The organism is Vibrio bivalvicida, assembly GCF_001399455.2.
Classification (GTDB): domain Bacteria; phylum Pseudomonadota; class Gammaproteobacteria; order Enterobacterales; family Vibrionaceae; genus Vibrio; species Vibrio bivalvicida.
Map to the genome: position 1 here is coordinate 58,225 of NZ_LLEI02000015.1, position 16,413 is coordinate 74,637.

General features: G+C 43.3%; 18 protein-coding genes. 12 read left to right on the forward strand and 6 right to left on the reverse strand.

The annotated features are described in order from the left end of the window. Positions 1-39 precede the first annotated feature (39 nt). The 3 genes from APB76_RS02610 to APB76_RS02620 all read right to left on the reverse strand — a co-directional run bounded on the left by APB76_RS02610 (position 40) and on the right by APB76_RS02620 (position 1,546). Positions 40-609: a YceI family protein gene (locus tag APB76_RS02610; protein WP_049846219.1), complete on the reverse strand. Its 570-nt coding sequence runs from the start codon at positions 607-609 to the stop codon at positions 40-42. Continuing rightward, on the reverse strand, positions 606-1,145 hold the full coding sequence (locus APB76_RS02615) for a cytochrome b (protein WP_049846220.1): 540 nt from the start codon (positions 1,143-1,145) through the stop codon (positions 606-608). The genes APB76_RS02610 and APB76_RS02615 overlap by 4 nt, the downstream gene beginning before the upstream one ends. Before the next feature lie 146 nt (positions 1,146-1,291). Further along, a complete protein-coding gene (locus APB76_RS02620; protein WP_054962853.1) occupies positions 1,292-1,546 on the reverse strand; it encodes a DUF2164 domain-containing protein in 255 nt (84 codons plus the stop codon). A 103-nt stretch (positions 1,547-1,649) separates the two neighbouring features. Here APB76_RS02620 and APB76_RS02625 point away from each other — a divergent pair, with 103 nt between their 5' ends. From APB76_RS02625 to dcuC, 3 genes are all read left to right on the forward strand, one after another. After that, positions 1,650-2,285, forward strand: a complete 636-nt coding sequence (locus APB76_RS02625; protein ID WP_054962852.1) for a hypothetical protein — start codon at positions 1,650-1,652, stop codon at positions 2,283-2,285. Positions 2,286-2,723: 438 nt separating this feature from the next. Next, on the forward strand, positions 2,724-3,569 hold the full coding sequence (locus APB76_RS02630) for an EAL domain-containing protein (protein ID WP_054962851.1): 846 nt from the start codon (positions 2,724-2,726) through the stop codon (positions 3,567-3,569). A 254-nt stretch (positions 3,570-3,823) separates the two neighbouring features. After that, the gene (gene dcuC, locus APB76_RS02635; protein WP_049846224.1) at positions 3,824-5,191 is read left to right on the forward strand and encodes an anaerobic C4-dicarboxylate transporter DcuC; all 1,368 of its coding nucleotides are present in this window, start codon (positions 3,824-3,826) and stop codon (positions 5,189-5,191) included. Positions 5,192-5,256: 65 nt separating this feature from the next. On the opposite strand, the gene APB76_RS02640 is transcribed toward dcuC, so the two are convergent. Beyond that, on the reverse strand, positions 5,257-5,889 hold the full coding sequence (locus APB76_RS02640; RefSeq protein WP_049846225.1) for a response regulator: 633 nt from the start codon (positions 5,887-5,889) through the stop codon (positions 5,257-5,259). Next, complete coding sequence (narQ, locus tag APB76_RS02645; protein ID WP_049846226.1) at positions 5,876-7,609, reverse strand: nitrate/nitrite two-component system sensor histidine kinase NarQ; 1,734 nt, start codon at positions 7,607-7,609, stop codon at positions 5,876-5,878. Before narQ ends, APB76_RS02640 begins: the two co-directional genes overlap by 14 nt. Before the next feature lie 243 nt (positions 7,610-7,852). On the opposite strand from narQ, the gene napF reads away from it, so the two are divergent. From napF to APB76_RS02675, 6 genes are all read left to right on the forward strand, one after another. Further along, on the forward strand, positions 7,853-8,335 hold the full coding sequence (gene napF, locus APB76_RS02650) for a ferredoxin-type protein NapF (protein ID WP_049846227.1): 483 nt from the start codon (positions 7,853-7,855) through the stop codon (positions 8,333-8,335). Positions 8,336-8,349: 14 nt separating this feature from the next. Then, positions 8,350-8,664, forward strand: a complete 315-nt coding sequence (locus APB76_RS02655; protein WP_049846228.1) for a chaperone NapD — start codon at positions 8,350-8,352, stop codon at positions 8,662-8,664. Next, positions 8,661-11,150 (forward strand): periplasmic nitrate reductase subunit alpha, encoded by a 2,490-nt coding sequence (napA, locus tag APB76_RS02660; protein WP_049846229.1) that lies wholly within the window; start codon positions 8,661-8,663, stop codon positions 11,148-11,150. Before APB76_RS02655 ends, napA begins: the two co-directional genes overlap by 4 nt. Positions 11,151-11,222: 72 nt before the next feature. Then, positions 11,223-11,678 carry a nitrate reductase cytochrome c-type subunit gene (locus APB76_RS02665; protein WP_049846230.1) on the forward strand — a complete coding sequence of 152 codons (456 nt, stop codon included), beginning with the start codon at positions 11,223-11,225 and terminating at the stop codon, positions 11,676-11,678. Positions 11,679-11,704: 26 nt separating this feature from the next. Further along, complete coding sequence (locus APB76_RS02670; protein ID WP_049846231.1) at positions 11,705-12,283, forward strand: NapC/NirT family cytochrome c; 579 nt, start codon at positions 11,705-11,707, stop codon at positions 12,281-12,283. A gap of 13 nt (positions 12,284-12,296) precedes the next feature. Beyond that, positions 12,297-12,434 (forward strand): TIGR02808 family protein, encoded by a 138-nt coding sequence (locus APB76_RS02675; protein ID WP_064429683.1) that lies wholly within the window; start codon positions 12,297-12,299, stop codon positions 12,432-12,434. A 162-nt stretch (positions 12,435-12,596) separates the two neighbouring features. Here the strand turns inward: APB76_RS02675 and galE are convergent, their stop codons facing one another. Further along, positions 12,597-13,610, reverse strand: coding sequence for a UDP-glucose 4-epimerase GalE (gene galE / locus APB76_RS02680; protein ID WP_054962850.1), 1,014 nt, complete (start codon positions 13,608-13,610; stop codon positions 12,597-12,599). Positions 13,611-14,022: 412 nt separating this feature from the next. Between galE and APB76_RS02685 the strand changes: the two genes are divergently transcribed. From APB76_RS02685 to APB76_RS02695, 3 genes are read left to right on the forward strand one after another with little or no spacing between them, the layout of a single operon-like run. After that, positions 14,023-14,775, forward strand: a complete 753-nt coding sequence (locus tag APB76_RS02685) for a 5-oxoprolinase subunit PxpA (protein WP_054962849.1) — start codon at positions 14,023-14,025, stop codon at positions 14,773-14,775. Then, entirely contained in the window at positions 14,775-15,482 is a 708-nt protein-coding gene (locus APB76_RS02690; RefSeq protein WP_054962848.1) for a 5-oxoprolinase subunit B family protein, read from the forward strand. The genes APB76_RS02685 and APB76_RS02690 overlap by 1 nt, the downstream gene beginning before the upstream one ends. Further along, positions 15,479-16,411 carry a 5-oxoprolinase subunit C family protein gene (locus tag APB76_RS02695; protein WP_049846235.1) on the forward strand — a complete coding sequence of 311 codons (933 nt, stop codon included), beginning with the start codon at positions 15,479-15,481 and terminating at the stop codon, positions 16,409-16,411. Before APB76_RS02690 ends, APB76_RS02695 begins: the two co-directional genes overlap by 4 nt. The last annotated feature ends 2 nt before the right edge of the window (positions 16,412-16,413 follow it).

Below are 16,413 nucleotides of genomic sequence, written 5' to 3' on the forward strand. Positions count from 1 at the left end.
GCAAGTTGGGGGCTACTTTATCGTTTAGCAGTTAATGGCTTACTTCTTAATACCTTCTACGTGAAGTTCCATATCAACGTAGCTAGATGCACCCATTACTGGAATATTGAAGTCAGCAAGCTCCAAGCGAGTTGAACCTAAGAAACCAGCGCGCTCCCCACCCCAAGGGTCTTGACCTGCACCAATGAAGATCGCATCAATAGTAATTGGTTTGGTAACACCGTGTAGGTTTAGTTCACCATTAACTTCAAGCTTTCCGTTACCTTTGTCGACAACACTTGTACTTGTGAAGGTCGCAGTAGAATACTTCGACGCATCGATAAAATCTGAGCTGCGGATGTGCTTATCACGCTCCGCATGATTTGAATCTAGACTCGTAGTGTCTACATTTACCATCACTTTTGATGCTGTAACATTAGCTGGGTCATAAGAAAACTCGCCATCAAATGTGTTAAAACGACCTTGAATAAAGCTGTAGCCTAGGTGACTGACTTTAAAGTTCACCGAAGCATGAGCACCTTTTGTATCGATCATGTAATCCGCCGCGCTTGCACCAAATGGTAATGCCATTACCATTGCTAATCCGGTAGCAAATAACGTTTTTTTCATTTTGAAGCTCCTATCATTTTGCGTAGCGTGTTGTCTTTATTAATAAAGTGGTGTTTCAAAGCCGCAATAGCATGCACTGCAGCAATAATAATGAGTGCCCAAGCGGCGTAAAAGTGAACTTGTCCAGCAATATCGGCTTGGTTTTCAAACAAGGCTCCTAACCCAGGAACAGTAAACCAAGTGAATACATCAATGCCTCGCCCATCTTCCGTAGAGATTAAGTACCCTGAGGCAAAGAGTGCCAAAAGTATCGCGTACATCCCCAAGTGAGCCAGCTTGGCACCGATGATCTCATAGGCGGCCCCTTCAACTTTAGGTGACGCCGTCACTATTTTCCAAAAGAGTCTAAATAAGGTTAATCCTGCCAGTAACAAACCGATTGATTTATGCCAATGTGGCGCGGTGCGATACCACTCACTATAGTACGACAAATCAACCATCCATAGTCCTACAGCAAACAACCCTATAATGGCCAGCGCTGAAAGCCAATGAAGAGCTCGTGCAACTGGGTTATAGTTTTTAACTTCCGATTTCATCTGATTGCCCTAAAGGTTAATGACTCTTGTTTTAATTTAGAGTACATATCTCATCTTTCTTGCAACAGATTATTTACCATTCTTTACAATAGAGAAATATCCTTCGCTTGATTGAGTCGTTCGAAATTCTTGAACGAATGATTTCGTCACTTTTCAAAATAACTCTCTTGCTCTATTTCATAAATTTCGTCTGCAATATCAATGATCTTCCTCTCAATAATAGATTGAGCATCGGCAAGACCCTTGTTATAAAAAGCCGCTCCAAATCGACTCACAATAAAGTCAAACAGAAAATCGGCATCGAATTGGCCAATCTCTATCTCAAGCTCATCTTCCATGTAGCGTTGTAGCTCTCGCGACATCGTCTGCTTTTGTTGTGATGTAAATTCAATCTTAGACATAAACCCTTCAAGTCCCTTATTATTTTGCCGATTAAGTGTAACGAAAGTTAACTAGCGCGTGTTAGGCTAGTGTCGCATATTGCTCATTATGGAGAGATGGATCTTGTTATTGGATGTGCTGGTTCAAAGTGTTAATGAATTTCAGGCCGATTGTATGGCGTTGTGTGAAAAACACTATCCGACCATTCACAATAAAGGAATGAGCGAGCATCATCTAGGTTTGGCTTTTTCAAGACGTCTTTCACGTACCCTGACTGAGTTCGGTCATGATTACGACTACAAGGCCCTAGATAGTAACCCTAGTACTGATTTTCCTCATCACTACCGTATTAGCTCTGAAATTGGCACTGTCTGGGTACTAACCTCTCACCTCGTCAGTGCTGGACCTTCATGCCGCAAAAAGCTGTTTCGTACTATCGCTCAATGGCAAGAAGAATACGGCTACGCGGTGCAACCAAACGACTTACTGCTTCTGCTCACCGATCACTGGATAACTAGAAACAAACAGAGCCGAGAATTACTTCATTGGTGGACGGGTCAGTTGCCCGACGAAATTGACGAATACCGAGTTCAAGGGATCACCCTTTATGAGAGTGAATCATTACTTGCTCAGTCATTAGAGCAGCACTTTAGTATTAGCCCCTACTTTGTAAAGTTCACGCACCCTTTGAAAAGAGCGACAGATAAACAATTGGTGAGAAAGTACATACAATTGTACTCTGTCATTCAGCTTAGCTAAATACCGGACAGTCCTATCATCCATTAGGTATATCAAATGAAGATACGCCCAACACAGCTCAGGCTGACCTAGACATTTGTATCACTCATTAGTAGGATTTTCTCTTTTCTTGTGATGTCAAAGTATGGCCGCAATGAAAACGCCTCTAACCCGTGCTGATGAGAACTTCGCCTAAAAACCATCCCAATTATGTTGAATTAATTTTTCTCAGCTCTAAATAATACAGTTTGATGATAAGGTGACTTTAATGACAGATAGCATAGTCCATCTGACTGTTTTATTTTGACGCAACTCCTTTTAAAACGGGGACTGATTCAAAACTTGTCCATCTAGTTATAGACAACCGTTGACAGATTCGAGTCTGTGTCAATAATATGTCAAAACGTTGCACCATTTCATGCGGAATAATTTAGGTAAGCACAGAGGTCAGTAGTAAATATGATTCTTTCCACTAGGCAGCAGTTTGTGGATTGTCTTTCGATGAACGAGGATTCTCAATACATTGGCACATATAAACACCTGACTCTCAATAGTGTATTCCAGCCTATTTTTGATACTACAAATACCATCATTGGCGTTGAAGCCTTGGTTAGAATTCACGACTTATTGGCAGGCCCAATTCGCCCTGATCAGTTTTTCCACAACGAAGACATCAATTTTGACGACAAAATCAGCGTTGAGCGCTTGAGCCGAGTCATTCATATTCGAAACTTTGCCCGTTCACAATATAGACATCTTAAGCTCTTTCTCAACGTTCTTCCGTCAGCAGGAGAATACTTAGCTTTAGGAAACATAGATGCGAGTCTACTCGCTCAACGGTTAAAAGCCCTAAACTTAGACAACTCACAATTGGTGATGGAGATCGTTGAACTCAATGCTTCAAACGAGGAAACACTAAAAACCGCGACGAGAAAACTATCCGCGAGTGATTTTAATATAGCCGTCGATGATTTCGGAGTTAACGCCTCAAACCGTCAAAGGGCTGAGCGTCTAAAACCCGACATCATTAAACTAGATCGTTCGCTATTGCTTGCTTATATGGCTGGTGACCAGTTCCGTTTAATGTCTGGTATCAAGTTGGCCAAAATATTGGGCTCAAAAGTGGTTGTCGAAGGGGTAGAAACCAGCCAGCAGCTTGAAGCAATGCGTAACTTAGACATCGATTTATTTCAAGGCTATTTCTTAGGTGTGCCAGAGCCATTACCTGCCGTTTACATTGATGAGTCGAATAACTTGAGCTCAATTGGTGATCCAAGCATCGTTTATCACCAGCTATATCAATAAGCTGTCAACAAGCCGCACACACCCTCAACAATAGATCTAGTTATTAGTTCCAATACTATCCGCAACAATATTATTAACATCCTATATACCATCGAAATACATGATATTCCTTGCATTTTAATACTCATTACGATTTTTTGTTCTAGATCATCAGAACAGAAACTAGCACTCGTGCTACAGCATAGAATTCTGTACATTCCCTGACATAGTTTGAAACAGTTTCTATCTATTTTTCATATTCGGAGGAGAATTCTATGCTGGAACTCTTAATTGGATTAGTCGTGACCATCGCGGTTGGCTATTTCATCGTCAAAGGCTATAAACCAGCCGGCGTTCTTTTAACTGCAGGTGTACTGCTACTCATAATTACAGGTCTAATTGGCCATACGGTTTTACCTTCAAAAGTCGCTTCAACAGGTAATATGTTTACCGATGCTCTAGAGTATGTAAAATACATGCTTCAATACCGTGGTGGCGGCTTAGGGATGCAAATCATGCTGCTATGTGGTTTCGCTTCTTACATGACACACATTGGCGCAAACAATGTGGTTGTTAAACAGTTTTCTAAGCCGCTTTCATTCATTAAGTCTCCCTACGTATTATTAGTTGCTGCCTACATCGTTGCGTGTTTGATGTCTTTAGCAGTAAGTTCTGCAACAGGTCTCGGTGTGCTGTTAATGGCAACGTTGTTCCCTATGATGACCGCGATGGGCATTTCACGCCCTGCTGCTGTTGCTGTGTGTGCATCCCCTGCTGCCATTATTCTCTCACCGACTTCAGGTGATGTTGTTATCGCTGCCGAAAAGTCGGGTTTAGCACTTGACGTTTTTGCCGTACAAACTGTTCTTCCAGTTTCAATCTGTGCGATTATTGTGATGGCAGTTGCTGCATTCTTCTGGAACAAATATCTAGACAAGAAAGACAATTCTCCAATGGAGCGCGTTGATGTTTCAGAAATCGAAGTGAATGCTCCAGCCTTCTACGCTGTTTTACCGTTTCTACCTATAATCGGTGTCTTCCTATTTAATGGCCGTACAATTCCGGGTCTATCACTCGATATCTACACGATTGTAGTATTGTCGATCTTTATCGGCGCGTTGGTGAACTTTGTTGTTAAGCGTTTCGATGGAGAGAAAACACTCGAAGATCTTGAGTCTTGCTACCAAGGTATGGCAGACGCATTTAAAGGCGTGGTAATGTTGTTAGTTGCTGCTGGTGTATTTGCACAAGGACTTATGTCTATTGGCGCAATCGACAACCTGCTTCACCTTGCCGAAACTGCAGGAGCTGGCGGTATTGCGTTGATGTTTATCCTCACTGCTCTAACAGTCGCAGCAGCTATTGCAACGGGGTCAGGAAATGCTCCATTCTATGCCTTTGTTGAGTTAGCGCCTTCGCTTGCTGCTAAAATGGGACTTAACCCGGCTTTCTTAATCATTCCAATGCTACAAGCCTCTAACTTGGGCCGTACTATCTCACCAGTATCAGGTGTTGTCGTCGCGACATCAGGTATGGCTAAGATCAGTCCATTTGAGGTTGTTAAGCGAACCTCTGTGCCAGTCCTGTGTGGTTTAGCTACAGTGATCGTTGGTACACTGATCCTTGTTCCAATGTCAGCCTAATTCAACAAGTTAGTAAAATTAAAGGGCGCTCAATTGAGCGCCCTTTAATTTTTACGGTATTCGATTTACTTTATCTCACCATAACGCTCTAAATATAGGACAGTCGCTGCCGTGCGAGATGGGACCTGAAGCTTTTTTAACAGGCTTTTCATATGGACTTTTACGGTAGACTCAGAAATAAACAAGGTGTCGGCAATTTGCTTATTTCTTAGCCCTTTAGCTACTTCTTTTAATATCTGCATCTCACGATCTGTAAGCTCATCAAAAACCGTTGTGCTGTTCTGGCGCTCAGACAAGTATTTTGCAACTTCCTTACTGTATGACTTATTACCCTGTAACGAACTCTTTAGTAGTTCGATGAGTTCATCCGGCTCAGTGTCTTTTAATAAATAGCCATCAGCCCCAGCTTGTACAATCGCTTCAATGTCTGCTGGACTGTCAGAGACAGTCAAAATTACAATCGTCGCGTCACACTCATCAGCCCGAAGTGCTTTCAAAGTATCTAGCCCAGACATTCCTTTCATATTCAAATCAAGAAGGATCAAATCGGGTTTATGTTCATGATTCTGGGCAACAGCTTCAGCCCCATTGCTTGCTTCTGCGACAACGTTGAATTCATCTTCAAAACTCAATAACTGGTTAATACCACGACGCATCAATGGATGGTCATCGACCAATAAAACTCTAAATTCTGTCAATGTTTGAATCCTTTAATTTTGGATACTCTAAATATACTTCACAACCTAAGTTTGGGGTTGTCGAAATTTTCAATTGTCCTTTTAGCCTAGATGCTCTTTCTTGCATTATGCTTAGACCATAGTGGTTCGCTTTTTCCACAGTAGAATCAAAGCCTATACCATCATCTCGGACAGCAACTTTGATATGAGTATCACTTTCGTTGCACTCTATAGATATCGTCTCGGCTTTTGCATGTTTGATCGCATTAGTCGTAGCTTCACGGATCAATTGCAGCAAATGCACTTGCTGATTAGTATCGAGCTCGATTGAAGAAAGCTCATTTGTTAGTTTAATTTCAGCATCTGTCTGATCAGATAGCTGTTCTGTCATTGTATGTAGAGCCGAGCCAAAACTGCCTTCTTTTATAGACAGTCTAAATGTCGTCAGCAGCTCTCTAAGCTGTGTATAGGCAGCCGACAAACCAGTATCAAGCTCAGTTAATACAGGTGTCGTTTTAGCAAGCTCAGGCGAGTCTGGGATTTTTTTCACCCCTCTCTTTAAAATAGAAACCTGAATTTTCAAATAAGAGAGTGCTTGGGCTAATGAGTCGTGTAGTTCACGGGCGATAGTCGCTCTCTCTTCCATGACTAGAAGCTGCTCTGCTTGCCTCTGCGCCTGATTGTAATATACCGCACGCGATAAAATTTGTACAAAATTGTCGATCAATGCTTGATCTGGGCACGGTAGAGAGACTTTCCAGTACAAGGTACCTAATTTAACGCCATCAAGCGACAAGGTTTGGCTTTGGCACTGCTTGGTACACTTTTTACAACCTTCGCCTTCTGTCAATAATATTGCTCTTTCCCCAGGTTCATTAATTTCAAGACGTACGGAAGATATGCCCTCTAGGCTCGCGATATGCTTTAGAATGGCGGAAAAGTTATCTTGAGTGATACGAGAGACCGTAAGCTCTTGAGATGACTGGTAAAGCACTCGCAACGAATCATTGGCATGCTGAAGCTTCTGGGTTTTTTCATTTACCGCCTGCTCTAGCCCGCGATAAAGGTTGCCGAGATCACGGGCCATGTTATTGAACGCCTTAGACAGAATACCCATTTCATTTTCGCTATCTATATTTAGTTCGACATTAAATGAACGTGATTGGATCTGTTCGCTGGCGATAACGAGTGAATTTAACGGCTTAACGATATGCTTACGAGTGTAGTGAACAATAAAAATACTGATCAAAAGAACACCGCCGAGTCCCAAGCCACCTACCCAGGCCAAAGATATGAGTTTTTTCTCAGAATAGTCTTGCAGCTTAAATACAAAAGAATCGATTTGATTTACAAATCCCGCGACCAAAACAAGATAGCGTTCTCTTTGTTCACTTCGTAATAGATGCTTTAGTTCATGCCAACGTACAATTAATCGGTAATAGTCATGTGTAATGTCTTCAGGAACAGCCCAGTTTTGTAACGCTTTCATTGAATCAGAATAGATTGAGCGCTCAAACTGAGTGATGTGATACGAATAGTCTACAGACTGGGATTGAATATCATGGGCAAGTCGATAGCTTTGCATGCGCATTGAGCCTGCAACATTTACCGCCTCAGCGTCGTTCAAACTCGATGCCAGAGTGAAAATTGCGAACCCTGTCGTCGTTACCGAAAGAAGCAAAATCAACACCATTGCTTTGGCGACAGTTGTGGTTACAGAGCTTTTCACATTTTTTAACACGGGTAGGTTACAACCTTTAATAGAAAATCGGTGATTAGATACTAAGCTTATTACTAATTAAGATGACAATATGTGATCACTTACGCGTAAGTTTATTGATCTAAAACAACTTTAAATGCCAATTACCCCCTTGGGGGTATTTATACGAATATGTCAAAAACTACAATTTATGTAAGGGCAAATTACAAGTTATGAACAGTTATTTAGCCATAAAAACAATATCTAACAAAACTGGGTAGCGAAGTGGTAGACCTTTCTAAAAGACGCCTTTTTTCAAAACGTCTCGCTGACGATAACACTATTCGCCTGCCATGGCTTATTAACAGTAACACTTTCACTGACATGTGCACGCGATGTGGCAAATGCAGTGAAGTATGCGAAACGAATATAATTATTAAAGGCGATGGTGGTTTTCCTCAAGTCGACTTTGCTCAAGGTGAATGCACATTTTGCTATCAATGTGCCGACGTGTGCCCTGAGCCATTGTTTAAAGATGAAATCGCTCCCCCTTGGAATGCAAAGGCTTCAATAGAAGGAAGCTGCCTGGCAAAGCAAAATGTTGAATGCCGTAGCTGTGGTGATATGTGTGACACCATGGCAATAAAATTCAGATTAGAAATCGGCAAAGTCGCACAACCAAAATTAGAACTTGATGAATGTACAGGGTGTGGCGCATGCGTTGCAGTTTGCCCTACTTCATCCATCAATGTGAGCAATTTAGTTTAATACGGAAGAAGTTTATGTCACTGAATGAAGTGCACATTTCGAGTTTGGTCGTACATTGTTCGCCTGAACACCTCAACGAAGTGAAAGCTGAGATAGAAAAGAATGATAACGCAGAAATCTACGGTGATAGTCCGGAAGGAAAAATCGTAGTGGTGTTGGAAACTCAAAATCAGGGCTTTATCACCGATACGATCGAAACCATCAATAACCTCCCGAATGTGTTAAGCACAGCTTTGGTTTATCACCAAATCGAAACTGGGCTTGAAGATGATGAATCACAAAATAACAACACTGGAACTCAATATTCCCAAACCGAGGGTGAAGTATGAAGATGACAAGACGAGCGTTTGTTAAAGCAAACGCAGCAGCATCAGCAGCAGCGGTTGCAGGCATCACCTTGCCTGCGTCTGCTACTAATCTGATCGCGAGCTCAGACCAAACAAAAATCACGTGGGACAAAGCACCTTGTCGCTTCTGTGGTACTGGCTGTTCAGTTCTTGTAGGTACGCAAAACGGCAAAGTCGTAGCGACGCAAGGTGACCCAGAGGCACCAGTAAATAAGGGCCTAAACTGTATCAAAGGCTACTTCTTATCAAAAATCATGTATGGTCAAGACCGTTTGACTCAACCACTTCTTCGAATGAAGGACGGTAAGTACGACAAGGAAGGTGACTTCACTCCAGTGTCTTGGGATGTCGCATTTGACACTATGGCAGACAAGTGGAAAGAAGCGCTTAAGAAACAAGGACCTTCTGGTGTTGGGATGTTTGGTTCAGGCCAATGGACTGTCATGGAAGGTTATGCTGCTGCAAAAATGATGAAAGCAGGTTTCCGCTCAAACAACATCGACCCTAATGCTCGTCACTGTATGGCATCAGCGGTTGGTGCATTTATGCGTACCTTCGGTATTGATGAGCCAATGGGTTGTTACGATGACTTCGAAAATGCGGACTCTTTCGTACTTTGGGGTTCAAACATGGCTGAAATGCACCCAGTACTTTGGACTCGTGTTACAGACCGTCGTTTAAGTCACCCTCACGTTAAGGTAAATGTACTCTCTACCTACTACCACCGCTCTTTTGAGTTGGCAGACGAAGGCTATATTTTCGAGCCTCAGACAGATTTGGCAATCGCTAACTTCATTGCAAACTACATCATCGAAAACGATGCAGTTAACTGGGACTTCGTTAACAAGCACACCAATTTCAAGCAAACTGCAACTGACATCGGCTATGGCCTTCGCGACGATGACCCACTACAAAAAGCAGCGGCTAACCCTAACTCAGGAAAAATGTCTTCGATCTCTTTTGAGGAATACAAGAAATCAGTTGCGCCGTACACTCTAGAGAAGGCATCTGAAATGTCAGGTGTATCGAAAGAAAAACTAATAGAGCTTGCTAAGCAATACGCTGATCCAAAGACTAAAGTTATGTCTCTTTGGACTATGGGTATGAACCAACATACTCGCGGTGTATGGATGAACAGCTTGATTTACAACATCCATCTATTGACAGGTAAGATTTCGACTCCTGGTAACAGCCCATTCTCACTAACAGGTCAGCCTTCAGCATGTGGTACAGCTCGTGAAGTGGGTACGTTTGCACACCGCCTACCAGCAGATATGGTCGTTGCAAACCCTAAACACCGTAAAGTTGCAGAGAAGATTTGGAACATTCCTGATGGTGTTATTCCACCAAAACCAGGTTACCACGCGGTTCTTCAAGACCGTATGCTCAAAGACGGTAAACTAAACGCTTACTGGGTAATGTGTAACAACAACATGCAAGCAGGTCCAAATATCAATGGCGAACGTTTGCCGGGTTACCGTAACCCAGAAAACTTTATCGTTTGTTCTGACCCATACCCAACAGCGACTGCACAAGCTGCGGACCTTGTCCTTCCTACAGCAATGTGGATCGAGAAAGAAGGTGCTTACGGTAACGCAGAACGTCGTACTCAAGCTTGGTATCAACAAGTGGGCACTGTTGGAGAAGCGAAATCCGACTTATGGCAGGTAATGGAGTTCTCAAAACGCTTCAAGATGGAAGAAGTTTGGACTGAAGAGCAGCTTGCACAAGCACCTCAGTACCGAGGCAAAACCATGTACGACATGCTATTCGCAAACGGTGTGATTAATAAATACCCTATCGAAGAATCTCGAGAGCTAAACGATGACGCGCACCACTTCGGTTACTACGTGCAGAAAGGCCTATTCGAAGAGTATGCGACTTTCGGCCGCGGTAAAGCACACGACTTGGCACCATATGATGTTTACCACCAGGTTCGAGGTCTTCGCTGGCCTGTCGTAGATGGAAAAGAAACCCTATGGCGCTATAAAGAAGGCTCAGATCCATATGCTAAAACGGGTTCTGATTGGGACTTCTACGGTAAACCAGATGGTAAAGCGTGGATCATTTCAGCACCATATGAAGCGCCACCTGAGGTTCCAGATTCTGAATATGATATGTGGCTATGTACTGGTCGTGTTCTTGAGCACTGGCATACCGGCACGATGACTCGTCGTGTACCTGAGCTATACAAAGCGGTACCTGATGCAGTGGTCTACATTCACCCTGCTGACGCAAAAGCTCGCGGCGTACGACGCGGTGAAGAGGTTCTTATTGAGAACCAACGTGGTGAAGTTCGCGTTCGCGTTGAGACACGTGGCCGTAACCGTCCACCTGAAGGCTTGGTATTCGTACCATTCTTTGACGCACGTATTCTGATTAACAAGTTGATTCTTGATGCGACTGACCCGCTTTCTAAACAGACAGACTTCAAGAAGTGTCCAGTTAAGATCACTAAGATCGCTTAATTATGAATGCTCTGGCCGCCCTATTTAGGGTGGTCAGAATCAAGAATTTAGCCATTAGGCGGAGAATTAATAATGAAGAAATTTCTAATTGCACTTTTATCTGTCGGTGCTCTAGTAAGTGGAACTGCTGTAGCTGAACTGGAAAATCCAGGCGGTATTGGTGGTCTTGAATCACTACGTGGAGCAAGTGAACTTGAAGCGACACGCTCAGCTGATGACTTTAAAAAGTACCCACGTGAGCAGGTTTTAGACAGTAGCTTTGTTTACCAGCCACCTCTAATACCACATAACATTCGTAGCTATGAAGTATCTTTGAACGCGAACAAGTGTCTATCGTGTCACAGTTGGAAAAACGCCAAAGAGATGGGCGCGACGAAGATCAGTGTAACCCACTATGTTAACCGTGAAGACGCTGTTCTTGCTGATATGTCTCCTCGTCGTTACTTCTGTCTTCAGTGTCACGTACCTCAAGCAAACGCAAAACCTTTAATCGAGAACGATTTCAAGAGTGTGGATGCGCTTAAGTAATCACGTGAGTAAATAAGAGGTTATCTATGAAATTATTGAAAGCGTTTTGGAAGCGGTTAGCAAGCCCGAGTAAAGCTGCAGTCGGTGTGGTTTTATTCATGGGTTTCGCTGGCGGTCTTCTATTCTGGGGCGCATTTAACACGGGTATGGAAGCAACCAACTCTGAAGAGTTCTGTTCAGGTTGTCACGCTCCTATCGTTGCGGAAATTCAAGAAACGGTGCACTACTCTAATCGTTCTGGCGTACGAGCTATCTGTTCAGACTGTCACGTACCGCACGAGTGGACAGATAAGATCGTACGTAAAGTTCAAGCATCTAAAGAGCTGTTTGCACACTTTGTTACTAAGACTATTGATACGCCGGAGAAATTCCAAGAGCGTCGTGCTCACCTTGCAGAACGCGAGTGGGCGCGCTTGAAGAAGAATGACTCTCTCGAATGTCGTAACTGTCACCAGTTTGAGTACATGGATTTCTCTGAGCAAGGCTCAAGAAGTGCCAAGCAGCACTCTACTGCGCTGGCGTCTGGTGAGAAAACCTGTGTAGACTGTCACAAAGGTATCGCGCATAAACTACCAGATATGCACGGCGTTAAAGGCTGGCAATAAGGAGCACTGAATAATGAGTACTTTTGAATCGGTTATTTGGCATGTTCTTGGTTACAGCGCTATGCCTGTCATTATCTTGTCTGGTTTTGCAGTAGTAGCAGGCGTGTCTGTATGGCTATTGTCATTAGGTAAAGATAAAGAAGTGGAGTAAGCCGCTAGCCAAAAGGGCGACTCACCTTGCCCTTTCATTTCGGTCCAATTTTGCCTATTTTGTATCGAACATAAAAAAGCCACCTTAGTTTTCGCAAAGGTGGCTTTGTCGTTTTTAGAACTTATACCAACCAGAATAAATATCTCGTCATTCTTACTGGTATTACTCTGGATAGCCGTTGGGGTTATTGGATTGCCAACGCCAAGTATCTTCAGTCATTTGCTCTAAACTGCGTACCGCCTGCCAATTAAGGTCTTGTTTCGCTTTTGCCGGATCTGCCCAACATTCAGCAATATCGCCCGGTCTGCGTTCAACCACTTTATAAGCAACGGTTTTACCCGATGCTTTTTCAAATGCTTTGACCATATCAAGAACGCTAGATCCATTACCTGTTCCTAGGTTGTAGATATGTAAACCTGAAGTTTGTCCAACTTTCTGCAAAGCAGCAATATGACCATCAGATAGATCCATAACATGAATGTAATCACGTACTCCAGTACCATCCGGTGTCGGGTAATCATCACCAAATACAGATAGACACTCTCTGCGCCCTACTGCCACTTGCGAAACGAAAGGCATCAAGTTATTAGGAATGCCCTGAGGATCTTCACCTAACTCACCTGACGGATGTGATCCAACAGGATTAAAGTAGCGGAGCAAAGTAATACTCCAGTCTGGGTTGGCCTTTTGAAAGTCGGTCAAGCAATCTTCAACCATGAGCTTACTGCGACCATAAGGATTAGTTGCACTTGTAGGAAAATCTTCACGAATAGGCACCGAGGCAGGATCACCATAAACCGTTGCAGACGAAGAAAAAACTAACGAGTGAACTTTAGCCTGTCGCATTGCATCAACCAGAACCAGCGTACCATTTACATTGTTATCATAATACTCGAGTGGCTTTTCTACTGATTCCCCTACCGCTTTTAAGCCAGCGAAGTGGATGACGGCTTCAATGTTGTTTTGTTCCAATACGTCGACAATCTCTGATTTGTCACGAATGTCGCCGCGAATAAAGAGTGGTCTAAAACCCGTCACTTTCTCAATTCGATCTAACACTGAATGTTTACTATTGTATAGATTATCGAAAATGACAGGAGTCATGCCAGCCTCAATCATTTGGATGCAAGTATGGCTACCTATGTAACCCATTCCACCAGTTACTAATACGTTCATGTCACTAGCCTTGTAAAAACACGCTGTTATGCTAAGTCAATTAGATCCTAAGCGAAGCTCTTATGCTCTATCGAGTGCTCGCTCTTCACTTCTGATGACAAATCGACCTTTACCGTTTGTTTTCGCTGTATGTATTGCGGTATCCGCTGATTTTATCAGGGTTTCCGAATTGCTTTCTTGGCTCTCGCTGTACGAAGTATCAATGCTCTCACAAACAAAAAGCCGTTTTTATGGCCCAGTATGTGGCGCTCCGCACTCCTCTCTCCATTGACCATAGCCGCTTGAACTTGTGATAGCTCGATGGATTGAACTGTTTTTGTTAAATATTCATCAAATAATGAGTTAGATCACTGTTTAGTGCGGCTATTTGAAACATCTTACTAAATGATTTGATTAGGGAAATTTGACGCCAATGGAAAAACGTTCGATCAGTCTTAATTGTGATATGGGTGAGAGTTTCGGAGCGTGGAAAATGGGTAACGACGACAGCGTGATGCCTTATATCCATATGGCTAATATCGCTTGTGGTTTTCACGCCTCAGACCCACAAGTAATGAATGAAACAATTAAACTTGCAATAAAACACGACGTCGAAATCGGCGCTCATCCAAGCTATCCCGATCTGCAAGGATTTGGACGGCGAAGTATCAAACTCACTGCTGATGAAATCACCAATATGCTCATTTATCAAGTTGGGGCGATTAAAGGACTCTGCGACAGCCACAACAAAGATCTAAGTTACGTTAAGCCACATGGCGCACTCTACAATGACATGCTTAAGGATTTAGTTGTTTTTGAGTCTGTTGTTGATGCTGTCGCAAGTTTTGGGTTGCCCTTAATGACTCTTGCAATAGCCGATACCCAACCATACTTAGACATTGCTGATAGATATGACGTCCCACTGCTATTCGAGGCATTTGCGGATCGAAGTTACCAAGCAAATGGTTTCTTAGCGCCACGTGGACAACAAAATGCTGTACTCAACAAACAAGAAGATATTCTCAACCAAGTATTACAAATTGCTCGCTACGGCAAGGTTCGTACTATTGACGGATTCTCTGTTGAATTAGAGGCTGATACCATTTGTGTACATGGTGATAACGAACAAGCAGTGAATGTAATCAAGCAAATTAGGGCCATGCTTGATAAGGAGAATCTTACTTAATGCGTATAGACACCTCTATCGATCCTGTTGCGGAGTGTTCAATCTTAATCCGCTTCCATAGTGAACCCAATGATCACCTTTCTTGGGTTATTGGCGAAATCAGCCACTACCTGAGCAATCAGCTAGGCGTTTGGGTTATGAATGTCACCCCTTCTTTTGACTCCATACTCGTTGACTATCTGCCGCATAGAATTTCCATTTTCGAATTTGTTCCATACCTTGAAAAGCTCGTCACTCAAGCTTTACTCAGTATGCCGGAAGCACACGAAGCGGACATTTTAGATCTACCCGTTTACTATGATCTGTCAGTTGGCCCAGATCTACAGGACTATTTAGACTCCGGTCTATCATGCAACCAGATCATCTCTACGCACACCAAGCCTGAATACACGGTCGGAGCCATTGGATTCACTGCAGGTTTTGCCTTTCTAACAGAAGTGGATGTGCCTTTACGGCGACCAAGAAAACGGACACCCAGAGTTCGCGTACCGAAAGGAAGCGTTGCCATCGCTAATAATCAAACTGCTGTCTATCCGAGTGAGACACCTGGAGGCTGGAATATTATTGGTAATTGTCCAGTAGACCTTTATGACCCAACCAATTCAAAAATACTGCCGTTCAATATAGGCACTAAAATCAGATTCAACGCTATCGAGCGAGAAGAGTATTTATCATTAGGTGGTATCATAAGCGAGGGTTGGCAATGACAATTGAGAACTATATCGAAGTCATCAAACCCGGACAACAGACATTAATTCAAGACTTTGGTCGGTTTGGGCTTGCTCACTACGGCATTGCTCAAGGTGGACCTGTTGATGATTATGCCTACAGCTGGGCTAACCATCTATTGGGCAACACAATTAACATGCCTACGCTGGAAATAACCTTAGGTCAGGCAGAATTTTTTGTTCACCACTCCTGCGAACTCGCCATTGCGGGCGGTGACTTAAATGCAAAACTCGACGGCGAGATTATTGGCAACTGGTCAACATTTCGTGCATTAAAAGGGCAAACTCTTTCGTTTGGTTTGCCTAAGAACGGATTGCGCGCCTATCTCGCCATTAAAGGCGGATTTGCCGTCTCAACTCAACTTGGTAGCGCTGCTACAGTGGAGAGGGACCAACTCGGTGGATTGAATAACGGCTTGTCCGTTCAGGCAGGCGATACCTTGCCCTTCAATCAGCATTCAATCGGGTCTAAGCAAGTGCAAATGACATTTAGGTATAAGCCAAATTACAATTTGCCTCTTGAACTGCGAGTCATTGAAGGCTATCAAGTTAACGATTTTTCTAGAGATGCGGTAGCTTCACTTTACTCTCAACAATTTGAGATAAGCCAATTAGTCAACCGAATGGGATATCGACTATCCGGTGCCATTGTCCCCCCACCCCAAAAAGAGTATTTAAGTGAAGGCATAGCGCTTGGCTCGATACAGGTCACACCAAGTGGTGAGCCGATCATATTGCTCAATGATCGACAAACTATAGGTGGCTACCCTAAAATCGGTTGTGTTGCTCGGATTGATTTACCTCGCTTAGCTCAAGCAAAACCGGGACAAAAAGTCAGGTTCGTACGGGGCGACTTGCTCGGACTACAAGACGTGTGGGGACAATGGGCACGATATTTCGGCTATTAGGG